14 protein-coding genes are annotated in these 12,384 nt (G+C 38.0%); 9 read left to right on the forward strand and 5 right to left on the reverse strand.

The window, feature by feature from the left end; all coding sequences use genetic code 11:
• The first annotated feature begins 57 nt into the window (after positions 1 to 57).
• The 7 genes from ACFX4W_RS24085 to ACFX4W_RS24115 all read left to right on the forward strand — a co-directional run bounded on the left by ACFX4W_RS24085 (position 58) and on the right by ACFX4W_RS24115 (position 6,746).
• Positions 58 to 402, forward strand: a complete 345-nt coding sequence (locus ACFX4W_RS24085; RefSeq protein WP_014460940.1) for a lmo0954 family membrane protein — start codon at positions 58 to 60, stop codon at positions 400 to 402.
• 36 nt (positions 403 to 438) lie between these two features.
• Entirely contained in the window at positions 439 to 1,065 is a 627-nt protein-coding gene (locus ACFX4W_RS24090) for a PspA/IM30 family protein (RefSeq protein ID WP_013056142.1), read from the forward strand.
• Between the two features lie 135 nt (positions 1,066 to 1,200).
• The gene (gene liaF, locus ACFX4W_RS24095; RefSeq protein ID WP_043979451.1) at positions 1,201 to 1,929 is read left to right on the forward strand and encodes a cell wall-active antibiotics response protein LiaF; all 729 of its coding nucleotides are present in this window, start codon (positions 1,201 to 1,203) and stop codon (positions 1,927 to 1,929) included.
• Positions 1,926 to 2,972 (forward strand): sensor histidine kinase, encoded by a 1,047-nt coding sequence (locus ACFX4W_RS24100; protein WP_043979448.1) that lies wholly within the window; start codon positions 1,926 to 1,928, stop codon positions 2,970 to 2,972. The genes liaF and ACFX4W_RS24100 overlap by 4 nt, the downstream gene beginning before the upstream one ends.
• Positions 2,965 to 3,591, forward strand: coding sequence for a response regulator (locus tag ACFX4W_RS24105; RefSeq protein WP_013082360.1), 627 nt, complete (start codon positions 2,965 to 2,967; stop codon positions 3,589 to 3,591). The genes ACFX4W_RS24100 and ACFX4W_RS24105 overlap by 8 nt, the downstream gene beginning before the upstream one ends.
• A gap of 132 nt (positions 3,592 to 3,723) precedes the next feature.
• Entirely contained in the window at positions 3,724 to 5,391 is a 1,668-nt protein-coding gene (locus ACFX4W_RS24110; RefSeq protein ID WP_162213880.1) for a glycoside hydrolase family 13 protein, read from the forward strand.
• 209 nt (positions 5,392 to 5,600) lie between these two features.
• A complete protein-coding gene (locus ACFX4W_RS24115) occupies positions 5,601 to 6,746 on the forward strand; it encodes a THUMP domain-containing class I SAM-dependent RNA methyltransferase (RefSeq protein ID WP_043979443.1) in 1,146 nt (381 codons plus the stop codon).
• A 44-nt stretch (positions 6,747 to 6,790) separates the two neighbouring features.
• Here the strand turns inward: ACFX4W_RS24115 and ACFX4W_RS24120 are convergent, their stop codons facing one another.
• Positions 6,791 to 6,919 (reverse strand): hypothetical protein, encoded by a 129-nt coding sequence (locus tag ACFX4W_RS24120; protein ID WP_013056148.1) that lies wholly within the window; start codon positions 6,917 to 6,919, stop codon positions 6,791 to 6,793.
• Between the two features lie 158 nt (positions 6,920 to 7,077).
• Here ACFX4W_RS24120 and ACFX4W_RS24125 point away from each other — a divergent pair, with 158 nt between their 5' ends.
• On the forward strand, positions 7,078 to 7,503 hold the full coding sequence (locus ACFX4W_RS24125) for a hypothetical protein (protein WP_043980578.1): 426 nt from the start codon (positions 7,078 to 7,080) through the stop codon (positions 7,501 to 7,503).
• A 103-nt stretch (positions 7,504 to 7,606) separates the two neighbouring features.
• Here ACFX4W_RS24125 and ACFX4W_RS24130 read toward each other — a convergent pair whose 3' ends face one another.
• Genes ACFX4W_RS24130 through ACFX4W_RS24145 form a run of 4 tightly spaced genes read right to left on the reverse strand, consistent with a single transcriptional unit; the run spans position 7,607 to position 11,746 of the window.
• Positions 7,607 to 8,419, reverse strand: a complete 813-nt coding sequence (locus ACFX4W_RS24130; RefSeq protein WP_013056150.1) for a carbohydrate ABC transporter permease — start codon at positions 8,417 to 8,419, stop codon at positions 7,607 to 7,609.
• A gap of 14 nt (positions 8,420 to 8,433) precedes the next feature.
• The gene (locus ACFX4W_RS24135; RefSeq protein ID WP_043979440.1) at positions 8,434 to 9,387 is read right to left on the reverse strand and encodes a carbohydrate ABC transporter permease; all 954 of its coding nucleotides are present in this window, start codon (positions 9,385 to 9,387) and stop codon (positions 8,434 to 8,436) included.
• Positions 9,371 to 10,618, reverse strand: a complete 1,248-nt coding sequence (locus ACFX4W_RS24140) for an ABC transporter substrate-binding protein (RefSeq protein WP_043979439.1) — start codon at positions 10,616 to 10,618, stop codon at positions 9,371 to 9,373. Before ACFX4W_RS24140 ends, ACFX4W_RS24135 begins: the two co-directional genes overlap by 17 nt.
• Positions 10,619 to 10,654: 36 nt before the next feature.
• Complete coding sequence (locus ACFX4W_RS24145) at positions 10,655 to 11,746, reverse strand: ABC transporter ATP-binding protein (protein ID WP_043979437.1); 1,092 nt, start codon at positions 11,744 to 11,746, stop codon at positions 10,655 to 10,657.
• A 332-nt stretch (positions 11,747 to 12,078) separates the two neighbouring features.
• Between ACFX4W_RS24145 and ACFX4W_RS24150 the strand changes: the two genes are divergently transcribed.
• Entirely contained in the window at positions 12,079 to 12,258 is a 180-nt protein-coding gene (locus ACFX4W_RS24150) for a hypothetical protein (protein WP_043979434.1), read from the forward strand.
• Positions 12,259 to 12,384: the final 126 nt, after the last annotated feature.

Consider the following 12,384-nt stretch of genomic DNA (forward strand, 5'->3'; position numbering starts at 1 on the left):
GAAAAAACGTCATAATCCTTAAACTAAGTATATAGATAAGCGAAAGGAGGAGACAAAATGAAAAAAGTTGGTTTGTTTTTGATTGGAGCGGTAGCTGCTATCGTTCTTCTTGCAAATGCCGGTCCGATGGTAGGGCTTGCACTTGGCTTGGTTATTTTGTACGTAGCATTTAAAGGGTTTGTTAAAGCAGAGACCCCCTTTAAAAAATGGCTCTGGGGGTTTATTGGTGTTGTCGTACTCTTAACAACTGTTTCAAACCTCCCGGCCCTTGCTGGTATCATCGCAGCAGTCGTACTTTACATTGTATATAAAAAGTGGAACAGCAGCAGCCCTATAAAAACGGAAAAAGAAGATCCGTTTAAGCATTTTGAACGTCAGTGGGCTGACTTAAATCAAAAATAATAAAAGTTTACTTTATTATCTAAGGAGATGAACAAAATGAGAAACTTATTTACTCGAATGAAAGAAACGATTTCTGCAGACCTTCATCAATTGCTTGATCACAAAGAACAAAAAAATCCAATTGCTGCACTAAACCACTATTTGCGTCAATGCGAGCAGGAGACCGAAAAGGTAAGGCAGCTTGTTGAGCGACAGCACACGTTAAAAGAACAGTTTAATCGCGAATATCATCTGGCCCTTGACATGATGAAAAAGCGCCATGAACAAGCACAAGTAGCACAAGCAGCTGAAGAAGCGGAATTACATGAATTTATTTTAAAAGAACATGCTCACTACGAAGAGAGAGCAAAGCGCGTAAAAGAATCTTATGAAGATGCATCCAAGCAGTTAGAAGAGCTCGAACAAAAGTATGAAGAAATGAAGCATAAGGTAAAAGATATGCATATTCGCCGTATGGAACTAATGGGGCGCGAAAATATTGCTCGTGCGCATCATCGTATGAATTCAGTAATGAAAACAGAAGCATCTTATACGTCTTACAGCCAGTTTGACGAAATGGAAACCTATATTGACCAGCTTGAAAATCAAATTAATACAAATTACTATAGACAAACGGTAGACAGCAAGATTGCTGAATTAGAAAAAAGAGTAAAATCATCGTAAAAAATCAGTGTTTCTGCATAAAACATGGTATTCTAAAAAAGGCGTAGGTTTCTGCGTCTTTTTAAGGTGAGAGAATAGATACCTGCGGCATCCAAAGAACGCTATGTCATCTACGAGGAGAAGGGAGAGAGAGCTGTGCAAAGCGTAAACAAAACAGAATCTCTTATGTTCATTTTTATTTGCAGTTTATTTGTCCTGTTTATTGAAATTATGTTTTTTCACAGCGGCTTGATCTTTTCTGTATTAATTGCCGGTGCGTTCATGTATATTGGGCGAAAAAAAATGAGAAGAAAACTAGGGCGCATTTTATTTTGGATTGGCGTTATTGGGCTTGTGTTGAATATATTTAATACGGTTGCCTTTAAGTTTTTAGTTATTGCTCTTTTTCTGTATTTTTTACTTAGATTTATTCAATCAAGAAAGCATCCGGTTGAATTCAGACCAACTGACGAATTTACCCAGCAGCCAAACCAAAGTTTGGTGCAGGTCCGGCCGGTTTTGACGAATAAACTTCTTGGTAGTCAAAGAACCGAAGACTCCGTATACGAATGGGATGATATTAATATTCAAAGCGTATGGGGCGACATTGTGGTTGATTTAAGCAATACCGTTCTGCCAAAAGGCGATGCGGTTATTTTTATTCGTCAAGTGTTTGGAAATATTAAAGTGCTTATTCCTTACGAAACGGAAGTATCTGTGAATCATTCTAAACTAGCAGGAAACGTAACGGTTTTTGGACATCAGCGCGGCTTTTCGTTCAATGAAAATTTGTCTATCAAAACAGAGGAATTTGATCAATCTACTCATAGGGTGAAGATTGTTACAACTGTTGTGATTGGAGATTTAGAGGTGCAAAGGATATGAGTATTCTTCAACGGCAGTTATTATGGGGGATTTTCCTAAGTTTTTTTGTATTTGTATCCGTGCTCCTTACCGTGTTTTTTGCATATCCTGTTTTTCAACTTAGCGACTTATGGAAAACAAGCGTATTTGGCATGCCTTTTGTGCTGTTTTCCTTCAGTTTGAGCCTTACGATTGGAAGCGTGATTGGAGGAATCATGGGGTTTATGTGGAGACAGCAGTGGACATATGTTGAAAACCGATTATATGAAATAGAAAATGGCCACCGGCATATGTCGGCAAATGAACAGCTTATTCAAGAAACGTCTCGAATTATAAGCCGTTTAAATAAAGTAGATCATAAAATGATTCTTCAAGCACAGCAATCTCAAAAGATGGCAACGGAAAAAGTGGAAAATCAGCAAAAGCAAGTGCAAGAAATTGTTTCTCAGGAACGAAATCGGCTTGCTAGAGAACTGCATGACTCCGTTAGTCAGCAGCTATTTGCCGCTTCGATGCTTATGTCTGCTATTACGGAGTCCAATCTTAGGCTGCAAGACTCTGAAGCTAAGCAATTAAAGATGGTTGAAAAAATGATTAACCAATCACAGCTTGAAATGAGGGCTTTGCTTCTTCATCTTCGTCCTGCAGCATTAAAAGGAAAATCGCTACAGGCTGGAATGAAAGAACTGATGAATGAGCTTGCTCAAAAAGTACCGCTTGAATTAAATTGGAAAATAGAAGGATTTGAACTTGATAAAGGCATTGAAGACCACTTGTTTAGAATTTTGCAAGAATCCGTATCAAATACGCTGCGTCATGCCAATGCAACAGCTTTAGATGTGTTGCTGATTAAACGTGACTTTTCCATTATTTTACGTATTGTTGATAATGGAGTTGGTTTTGATGTAGAAAAGGAAAAAGTCGGATCGTACGGTCTGCAAAATATGTACGAACGCGCAGTTGAAATTGGGGGCCTATTAAAAATTATTAGCTTGCCCGACAAAGGAACAAAGCTAGAAGTAAAAGTACCGTTAGTAGAAAGAGAGGAGAAGCAAAATGATTAATGTACTGTTAGTGGATGACCATGAAATGGTTCGTATTGGCGTAGGAGCGTATTTATCGGCTCAAGCAGACATCCATGTAATAGCTGAAGCAGCAAACGGCCAACAGGCCGTTGAATTAGGGCTTCAGCTGCGCCCGGATATTATTTTAATGGATTTAGTCATGGAAGAAATGGACGGGATTGAAGCAACAAAACAACTGATTAAGCAGTGGCCAGAAGCGAAAGTGATCATTGTCACTAGCTTTCTAGATGATGAAAAAGTATATCCCGCTCTAGAGGCAGGGGCAACAAGCTACTTATTAAAAACGTCTAAAGCAGGAGAAATTGCAGCTGCTATTCGCCGTACATATGAGGGGCAATCTGTATTAGAGCCCGAAGTAACCGGTAAAATGATGTCTAAAATGAGAAAACCGTCTTTACCTCATGAAGAACTGACGGCTCGTGAAATGGAAATTTTACTGCTAATGACACAAGGCAAAACAAATCAAGAGATTGCAGACGAATTATTTATTGCGCTAAAGACGGTAAAAACACATGTGAGCAATTTGTTAAGTAAGCTGGATGTACAGGACCGGACTCAAGCCGTCATCTACGCCTTTAAACACAAATTAGCGCAGTGAGAATCGTTATTCAAAAGAGAATAACGATTTTTTTTGTGAAAAACCTATTTTTTTGCATGTATTCATTATAAAATAGCGATATGCGTAAAGGCAAACGCTTACGTAAAAGCACTATTTTGAGGGGTTGAGCACATGGAAAAGAAATGGTGGAAAGAAGCTGTTGCGTATCAAATCTACCCGCGAAGCTTCATGGATTCAAACGGCGACGGAATTGGTGACATTCAAGGGGTTATTTCAAAATTAGACTATTTATCTGATCTTGGAATTGATGTCATTTGGATTTGCCCAATTTATCAGTCTCCTAACGACGATAATGGCTACGATATCAGTGATTATAAAGATATTATGAAAGATTTCGGAACAATGGAAGACTTTGATGAGCTGCTAGATGAAGTTCACCATCGCGGAATGAAGCTGATTATGGATTTAGTTATTAATCATACTTCAGATGAACACCCTTGGTTTTTAGAGTCCAGGTCTTCTAAAGAGAATCCATATCGTGATTATTATATTTGGCACGAAGGTAAAGATGGCAAAGAGCCAAACAACTGGGAATCTATTTTTAGCGGATCAGCTTGGGAGTTAGACGAAAAGACAAAAGAATATTACATGCACGTATTTTCTAAAAAACAGCCCGATTTAAACTGGGAAAATGAAAAAGTACGTCATGAGCTTTATGAAATGGTTAACTGGTGGTTAGATAAAGGAATTGACGGTTTTCGTGTAGATGCTATTTCGCATATTAAGAAAGTGGCCGGCTTCCCAGACCTACCGAACCCTGAAAAACTAGATTATGTGCCATCGTTTGAAGGGCATATGAATCGACCGGGAATTCAAGAACATTTAAAAGAGCTAAAAGAAAATACGTTTGCCAAATATGATATTATGACGGTTGGAGAGGCAAATGGTGTAACATCGGACAGCGCAGATGAGTGGGTAGCTGAAGATGGCGGAAACTTCAATATGATTTTTCAGTTCGAGCATATGGGACTATGGGATAAAGGAGAAGAAAAACCGCTTGATTTAATCGAGTTAAAAACGATTTTAACTAATTGGCAAAATGGTTTAGAAAAAATCAACGGCTGGAACGCTTTATATTTAGAAAATCATGACCAAATTCGTTCTGTAAATAAATTCGGCAGCGTAGCTTACCGAGTAGAAAGTGCAAAGTGCTTAGCTGCACTATACTTTTTAATGAAAGGAACACCGTTTATTTATCAAGGACAAGAACTTGGAATGACCAATGTTAAGTTTGATTCTATTGACGATTATGATGATGTTGGTATGATTAACTACTACCGTATCCAGCGTGAAAAAGGCGATACACATGACGAGATTATGAAAGTGATTTGGGAAACAGGCCGCGATAATTCAAGAACGCCAATGCAGTGGAATATAGAAAGAAATGCAGGGTTTTCTACTGGTACCCCTTGGATGAAGGTGAATCCAAATTACGTAGATATTAACGTAGAAGAGCAGAAAATTGATGAGAATTCGGTGCTGAATTTTTACAAACAGCTCATTAAAATTAGAAAACAGCATGATGTGTTAGTATATGGAACTTATAAGCTATTGGCAGAAGAAGATTCCGCTATTTACGCGTATACGCGAACATTAGAAGGTAAAACCGCTGTTGTTATTTGTAATATGTCACCGAAAAATCAAACGTTCGAGTTTCTTTCAGAGAGCTCGTTTTCAAACAGAGAAGTGCTGATTCATAATTATCCGTTGGATAAAAATGAAACGCTTGAAAAATGTACGCTGCACCCATATGAAACACGTGTATACTTACTTTCATAAACAAGTTGAGCAACCGATTGCGCAATCTTAAAGTGAAAAGCTTTTAAAAACACATTTATAGGCGACATAGGTGAAGAAACTGCTGGCTCTATCCAAAGCCAGCAGTTTTTGCATTTTAATAAAAAGACGGAGAAAGCTTTGACTACGGCGCATGTATATGGTACTTTTACACTTAGTGTAGATAATTAGAAACAAAATGAGGTTGAAAAATGGTGAAATATAAAATTATTGCAACAGCAGCAATGGGTATTGAAGCACTGGTCGCTAAAGAAGTGCGTGCTTTAGGATATGACTGTGAAGTAGATAATGGCAAGGTTATTTTTGAAGGGGACGAGCTCGCAATTGCTCGCTGCAATTTATGGCTTCGTACAGCAGATCGAATTAAAGTGCAGGTTGGACAGTTCAAAGCTCGTACGTTTGATGAGCTTTTTGAACAAACAAAAGCATTAAATTGGGGAGATTATTTGCCCGTAGATGCACAGTTTCCTGTATCGGGAAAATCAGTTAAATCTAAATTGTTCAGCGTATCAGATTGTCAAAGCATTGTGAAAAAAGCAATTGTTGACAGCATGAAAAAACATTATAACAAAACAACAGGCTGGCTCGAAGAAACAGGGTCAACGTTTAAAATTGAAGTAGCGCTATTAAAAGATGTTGCTACATTAACAATTGACGCAAGCGGTGCAGGACTTCATAAGCGCGGTTACCGCGTTGGGCAAGGGGAAGCTCCTTTAAAAGAAACGCTGGCAGCGGCTCTAATTATGCTAACGCCGTGGAATGCGGATCGTCCGTTTGTCGATGTTTTTTGCGGTTCAGGTACAATTGCTATCGAAGCAGCGCTTATCGGTCAAAATATTGCACCAGGATTTAACCGTGACTTCTTATCAGAAGAATGGCCATGGATGTCAGCAAGTATTTGGGACAAAGCGCGCGAAGAAGCAGAAGACTTAGCGAACTACGACCAAGTGCTAGATATTGCTGGTCATGATATTGACCATCGTATGGTAAAAGTAGCGGAGCAAAATGCATTTGAAGCTGGACTTGGAGATTTAATTCAATTTAAGCAAATGCAAGTGCGCGATTTTACGACGCCGAAAGAATATGGAATTATTATTGGTAACCCTCCGTACGGCGAACGTTTAAGCGATCGTCCTTCTGTTGAAAAAATGTACGCTGAAATGGGCGAAGCGTTTTCTAAGCTTGATACGTGGTCGATTTATATGCTTACATCTCATGAACAATTTGAACAATACTACGGTAAAAAAGCAACGAAAAAACGCAAATTGTTTAACGGGTTTATTAAAACAGACTACTATCAATATTGGGGACCTCGTCCTCCACGCAACGATCAATAAATACAAAAGCCAAGCGGTGTAAAAACCAGCTTGGCTTTTGTACGTTATTTCTTTTTCAAACCTCGATAAGCTAGCATTCCAAACATGCCTATACCGAGCACGACAATTAATAAAATAAACCAAAATGTAGCATTAAGCAGGTATTTATATAGTCCGTCATAATAATCATGCATATACTCACCCCATTATGTTTTTTATAGTATGAGCGAGTAGCAGGGCAATATATGTATTCATTTCTTTTCAATAGCAGGCCTAAAACGAGAAATGATTAGCTTATTTCTAACATACTTACGAAAGGGAAATCTCATACTAAAACCTAAGAGGTGATAAAATGAGAAAAAATCGATCAGCACGGATTTTTGGGAGGCTGATGCTTCTTTCATGGTTAACCATCCCTTTTATAGGACGACAGCATATTAAGCGCTATTTATCATCTACTATGTTTATTTCCTTTTTAATTATGGTTGAAAGCTATATTGCTGAAAAAAAGAAGTGGTGGATATTCCCTAATCCTCCTCATCCATATCTAACAGGTGAAGCTGCTTTACTTTTAGGTCCATTTTTAGCAGGTTCTTTATGGATTAAAAAGTTCACATATGGCCATTTTGGAAGGTATATGTTATTAAATGCAATCGTAGATACATTTTTTGTTTATCCTTTTCAACGAGCTATGAGCCGTGCAAAGCTTTTTAGGGTAGGCACATTTAAAGAGTACCATTTGCTAGGTATCTTTCTGTTGAAAGCTGCTTTAATGTAAGTTTACCAACATCTAGTAGTAGAGAAACCGAAACCTCAGCGTGCTTTTTAAAAAAATCCTATCGAATAAAGGGGCAGGCAGGGAAACGTGATTTTCTTGCCTGCTATTTTAATGCCCCAGATGTCATTCCTGAAATGAAATGCTTTTGCAAAAACACGTACGCAATCAATAATGGGATAGAAGAAAGAACGACTGCTGAAAACAGCATAGGGTAATTAGTCAGAAATTCCCCTTGAAAGTCCAATAGTGCAATAGGCAGCGTTTTTACTTCTTTAGATTTTAACAACAGCAAAGGGAATAACAGATCATTCCACACAATCACAAACGAAAAAATTCCTACTGTAGCCATTGATGGTATTGAGAGTCGAAGAGCGATTTTTGAATATATTTTCCACTCTGACGCTCCGTCCATGCGAGCAGCTTCGAATAGTTCCCTTGGCAAAGTTTTCATAAAGCCCGTGATAATAAACACACCGATGGGAAGCAAAAAACTTATGGAGACGATAATGACGCCTGTTAGCGTATTGACGAGTCCAAGCTTATTCATCAGCAAAAAGACAGGAATCATATTGACTTGAGTAGGGACAATCATTCCGCAAACAAAAAAGCCGTATACAATCCATCCAAGCTTTTGAGGTAGCTGAATAATAGCATAAGCAATCATGCTTGAAAACCATAGAATAAAAAACGTGCTAAAGACGGTAACAATCACGCTGTTTTTAATATAGCCAAAGATGGGTTCATTGACGAGCAGCTGTTTATAATTTTCAATATTCCAGCCTGCTGGTAATCCGATTGGGTTGCTGTAAAGTTCAGGCGTTGTTTTAAAGGTTGTTAATAAAACCAAGCTTAAGGGCAACAGAATGATCAAACCGTATATCCCTAAAATCAGTTGTCTGAATGGGTTTTGTTTCATAAAAGAATCTCCTTTTACATTTTGGTCAAGCGAAGTACGCGAAATTGAAGAAACGTTAAAAGAGCAATTACAATCATAAATACAACTGAAATGGCAGAGGCATAGCCGAAACGAAAATTAATAAAAGCTTCGTGATAAAGAAGTGTCGAAAGAATTTCAGTTGAGTTGGAGGGACCTCCATTTGTCATTGCAATGATTAAATCAAATGCTTTAAAACTTTGTATGGTCGTATAAGCTACAACCATTGTCGTAGCTGGAGCTAACAGAGGCCACGTAATGCGCTTGAATTTTTGCCATCGTGTTGCTCCATCAATACTAGCAGCTTCATATAACTCACTGGGAATAGCTTGAATTCCAGCTACAAAAATAATAAGCATTTGACCAGTATGTGCCCAAAATTGTACAAAAGCCAAGCTGTAAATTGCGATATGTCCATTTCCAATCCAAGACTGGGTCCAATGCTCAAGGCCTATTTTACTTAAAAATAGGTTAACTCCTCCAATGTTGGGGTCATACATAAAGTTCCACGTGAAGGCAATCGACACGGACGAAATAATCGTCGGTACAAAAAAGAGTGAGCGATAAAATGTATTCCATGCAGAATTTTTATAAAGTAAAAGTGCAAATCCCAAGCTCAATAACGTTTGAAAGATCAGCACGCCAATTGTGAACTTTAAGTTGTTTGTAAGAGACTGTGTAAAAATAGCATCGTTTGTTAAAATTTCTTTGAAGTTTTGAAGCCCTACAAATGAGAACTGAGAAGACAATCCATTCCAATCAGTTATGCTTAAAAATAAAGCAGAAAGCGTTGGCAAGGCAAAGAAAACAGTATATATGATAAAGCCGGGAAGTAAAAACAACCATAGATGTCGGCTTTTAGAGATACTTTTAAATGAAAAGAGAGGAAAAGAGAACGAAGGGGTTCTCTTTTCTTCTTCTTGAATAGACGTATTAGTTTTTAGCGACACGTTCTACCTCTCCTTGTGCTTTTTCAGCAGCTTTTTTCGCTGACATACCGGATAGTACGTCCTGTACAGATGTTTCAACAGCTTTTGATACGCGCTCATTTAAAATTGTAAATCGAGGTTGGAAGACCGTTTTTTTGTCTTTCCATTTTGCGCTTTCTTTGAGTTCAGGTGAATCATATTTCACGTCTTTGACCGTTAATAACTGGCCAGTAGCATTCGCATACTCAGAAGAAATCTTTGGATCTGCAAGGAAAGTTAAAAATTTCTCAGCAGCTTCTTTGTGTTTTGATTTTTCAGCAACACCTAATAAGAATGTCGTGGTATGAACACCTTCGTATTTTGCTTTATCTTGATTCACTGTAATCGGTGCAAGCAAACCTTGATTAATCTTCGGATTTTGCTGTTTGACTGTAGCCATCATATAAGAACCTTGAGCAAGCATTGCTCCTTTTTCCTGAGCAAAAAGTGCTGCAGCACTTTCTTTTTTCGTACCAAGAGCATCTTTTTGGAAGTAACCTTTGTCATTTAATTCTTTAATTTGAGATAGGGTTTTGGTAAACCATTCATCAGTTAGCTTGCGCTTGCCCGTTTCTACTTCATGAAGGGCGTTGTTTGTAGGTTCGTTATTCATAATCATGGGATTAATAAATTGAGAAGGACTTACGTCTCCTGAAAATAAGATCGGCGTGTATCCATTTTTCTTTAATGTTTCAGCTGTTTTTAAAAAGCTATTCCAATCTTTAGGAACATCTAAATTTAATTTTTCAAAAATGCCTTTGTTATAGACAGGGATGTTATAGACTAGCTGATAAGGAAGAGCATATTGCGTATTATCCGCTTTACCCGCTTGGATTAGCTTTTCGTCAAATTTGCTGAGTAAGTTTTGGTCGTCCAGCTTTGCAAAACCGTTTGCTTTGCGAATCGTTTCAAATTGACTTCCTGGAAAACTAGCAAATACATCGATACCTTCTCCAGATAGTAGAGATCCTTGAATTTGTGATTGATAGGAATCAGAAGGAAAGACGGTCATTTCTACATGAATGTTTGGATTTTTCTTTTCAAATTGCTCAATGATAGAATCAAAAGCTTTCGAATCTTCTCCTCGCCAATGCGTAAAGTTAATGGTTACTTTTTTAGAAGAGTCGCTGCTGTCACCGCTTGTTGAACTGTTTTTGCCGCAGCCCGCGATGATCACGGTGAGCATTGCTAACAGAATTAATAATTTTTTCATTTTAGTTCCCCCACTTATAGAATTCATTTTAGATAGTTATTGGTCAATTTTAATACGGTTGGTAGATGCTTGATCAAAGAAATGAGCATGATTCGTTTGAAAATGAAATGGAAAGTGCTGATGAACTTGAATATGTTCATCCCCAGGGATTTTAGCCACAAAGAGCTGGTCTCCTAAACTACTGTATAGTATGTACTCTGCTCCTAATAACTCAGACACATCTACCGGTAATGAAATATGAGGAGCATCAGAAGAGGCCCGCGTAATATGCTCAGGTCGAATTCCGATAGTAACGAACTGATTGTTGTAGCCTTTTTCATGTAACGAATGCATTTGATTTTCTGTCAGTTGAAACTCATGTTCACTGATGTGCAGTTTACTGTTCACTACTTTTCCTGTGAAAAAGTTCATTCCCGGTGATCCTATAAAACTAGCTACAAACGTATTCTCTGGAGCATTATATACTTGCATAGGTGAACCTATTTGCTGAATTTTTCCGTCTTTCATAACTACAATTCTGCTTGCCATCGTCATCGCTTCTGTTTGATCGTGGGTTACATAAATAATGGTCGTCTGCAGCTTCTGATGAAGCTTACTAATTTCAGCTCGCATTTGTACGCGAAGCTTCGCATCAAGGTTAGATAAAGGCTCATCCATTAAAAAAATTTGGGCATTCCGTACAATGGCTCTTCCTAAAGCCACCCGCTGACGCTGCCCTCCTGATAACGCTTTTGGCTTGCGTTTTAAATAGGGTTCTAAGTCCAAAATACGAGCCGCTTCACGAACGCGCTCATCAATTTCTTGTTTTGGGACTTTGCGGAGCTGCAAGCCAAATGCCATGTTGTCGTAAACTGTTAAATGAGGGTAAAGCGCGTAGTTTTGAAACACCATTGCAATATCTCGGTCCTTAGAAGGTAAATCGTTTGCACGATCTCCATTAATAAGCAATTCTCCTTCTGTTATCGATTCAAGACCAGCGATCATTCGAAGGGTAGTGGATTTGCCGCACCCTGAAGGTCCTACAAATACAATAAATTCTTTGTCTTGAATATGAAGATTGAAATTATCAACTGCAAGACTATCTTTTCCGTATTTTTTATACACATGCTGTAACTGCAGTTCTGCCATTTTTTCTCCTTTCAGCAGGCTTTTAAAAAAATAAAAGCCTCTAATTGCACAGACGGATGGTACGTGTATCTGGCAATTAGAGGCTATCGGTTGACCGGTAAGCCTGTATTATGTAGTTTTGAGTGATTGAATCTGTAAGTAATTTTAAAATATATTATTCCTATATGTCAAGTGAGAATTAAAATATTTTAATAAGTTCGATTATTTTCTTAAATGAAAGAAGCCACTTATTAAGCTAGAGATGCTGGTTTTGAGAATAAAATAAACAGCTGGTGTATAGAATGATAGTATTCACTTTTATAGTAAGCACTACAGAGAGAGGATGTTTATAAATGGATAGAAACACGGAGTTCACTATGATTCGTCAAGCGTTGGAAAACAGCTATTATTTAATGCAGCAGGGAATAGAAGTAAGCGGAGAGACGCTTACTCAGCTGGAACAAGCAAAAGCCGAGTATGAAGCGGCCTTTTTATTGTCTCAGTCCACGGACTCAAAATTCCGCTGTAATTAATTTTTAATAGCACTTATTCCGTTTGCGTTCTATACACTCAGCTTTTATACAAAAAGGTTCTGTCCTTACAGGCAGAACTTTTTTATGTTCAGCTCTTTTTATTGACATTTTAGATAAAGTAGTCAA

The sequence above is a fragment of the Priestia sp. YIM B13489 genome, from assembly GCF_042787645.1.
GTDB classification, from domain to species: Bacteria; Bacillota; Bacilli; order Bacillales; family Bacillaceae_H; genus Priestia; species Priestia megaterium.

Bases quoted from the DNA above. Each gene is read 5' to 3' on its own strand.
- ACFX4W_RS24085 (WP_014460940.1), top strand. From the start codon at position 58: ATGAAAAAAGTTGGTTTGTTTTTGATTGGAGCGGTAGCTGCTATCGTT.
- ACFX4W_RS24115 (WP_043979443.1), top strand. From the start codon at position 5,601: ATGGTGAAATATAAAATTATTGCAACAGCAGCAATGGGTATTGAAGCA.
- ACFX4W_RS24125 (WP_043980578.1), top strand. From the start codon at position 7,078: ATGAGAAAAAATCGATCAGCACGGATTTTTGGGAGGCTGATGCTTCTT.
- ACFX4W_RS24090 (WP_013056142.1), top strand. From the start codon at position 439: ATGAGAAACTTATTTACTCGAATGAAAGAAACGATTTCTGCAGACCTT.
- ACFX4W_RS24140 (WP_043979439.1), bottom strand. From the start codon at position 10,618: ATGAAAAAATTATTAATTCTGTTAGCAATGCTCACCGTGATCATCGCG.
- ACFX4W_RS24145 (WP_043979437.1), bottom strand. From the start codon at position 11,746: ATGGCAGAACTGCAGTTACAGCATGTGTATAAAAAATACGGAAAAGAT.
- ACFX4W_RS24105 (WP_013082360.1), top strand. From the start codon at position 2,965: ATGATTAATGTACTGTTAGTGGATGACCATGAAATGGTTCGTATTGGC.
- ACFX4W_RS24110 (WP_162213880.1), top strand. From the start codon at position 3,724: ATGGAAAAGAAATGGTGGAAAGAAGCTGTTGCGTATCAAATCTACCCG.
- ACFX4W_RS24120 (WP_013056148.1), bottom strand. From the start codon at position 6,919: ATGCATGATTATTATGACGGACTATATAAATACCTGCTTAATGCTACA.
- ACFX4W_RS24100 (WP_043979448.1), top strand. From the start codon at position 1,926: ATGAGTATTCTTCAACGGCAGTTATTATGGGGGATTTTCCTAAGTTTT.
- ACFX4W_RS24150 (WP_043979434.1), top strand. From the start codon at position 12,079: ATGGATAGAAACACGGAGTTCACTATGATTCGTCAAGCGTTGGAAAAC.
- ACFX4W_RS24130 (WP_013056150.1), bottom strand. From the start codon at position 8,419: ATGAAACAAAACCCATTCAGACAACTGATTTTAGGGATATACGGTTTG.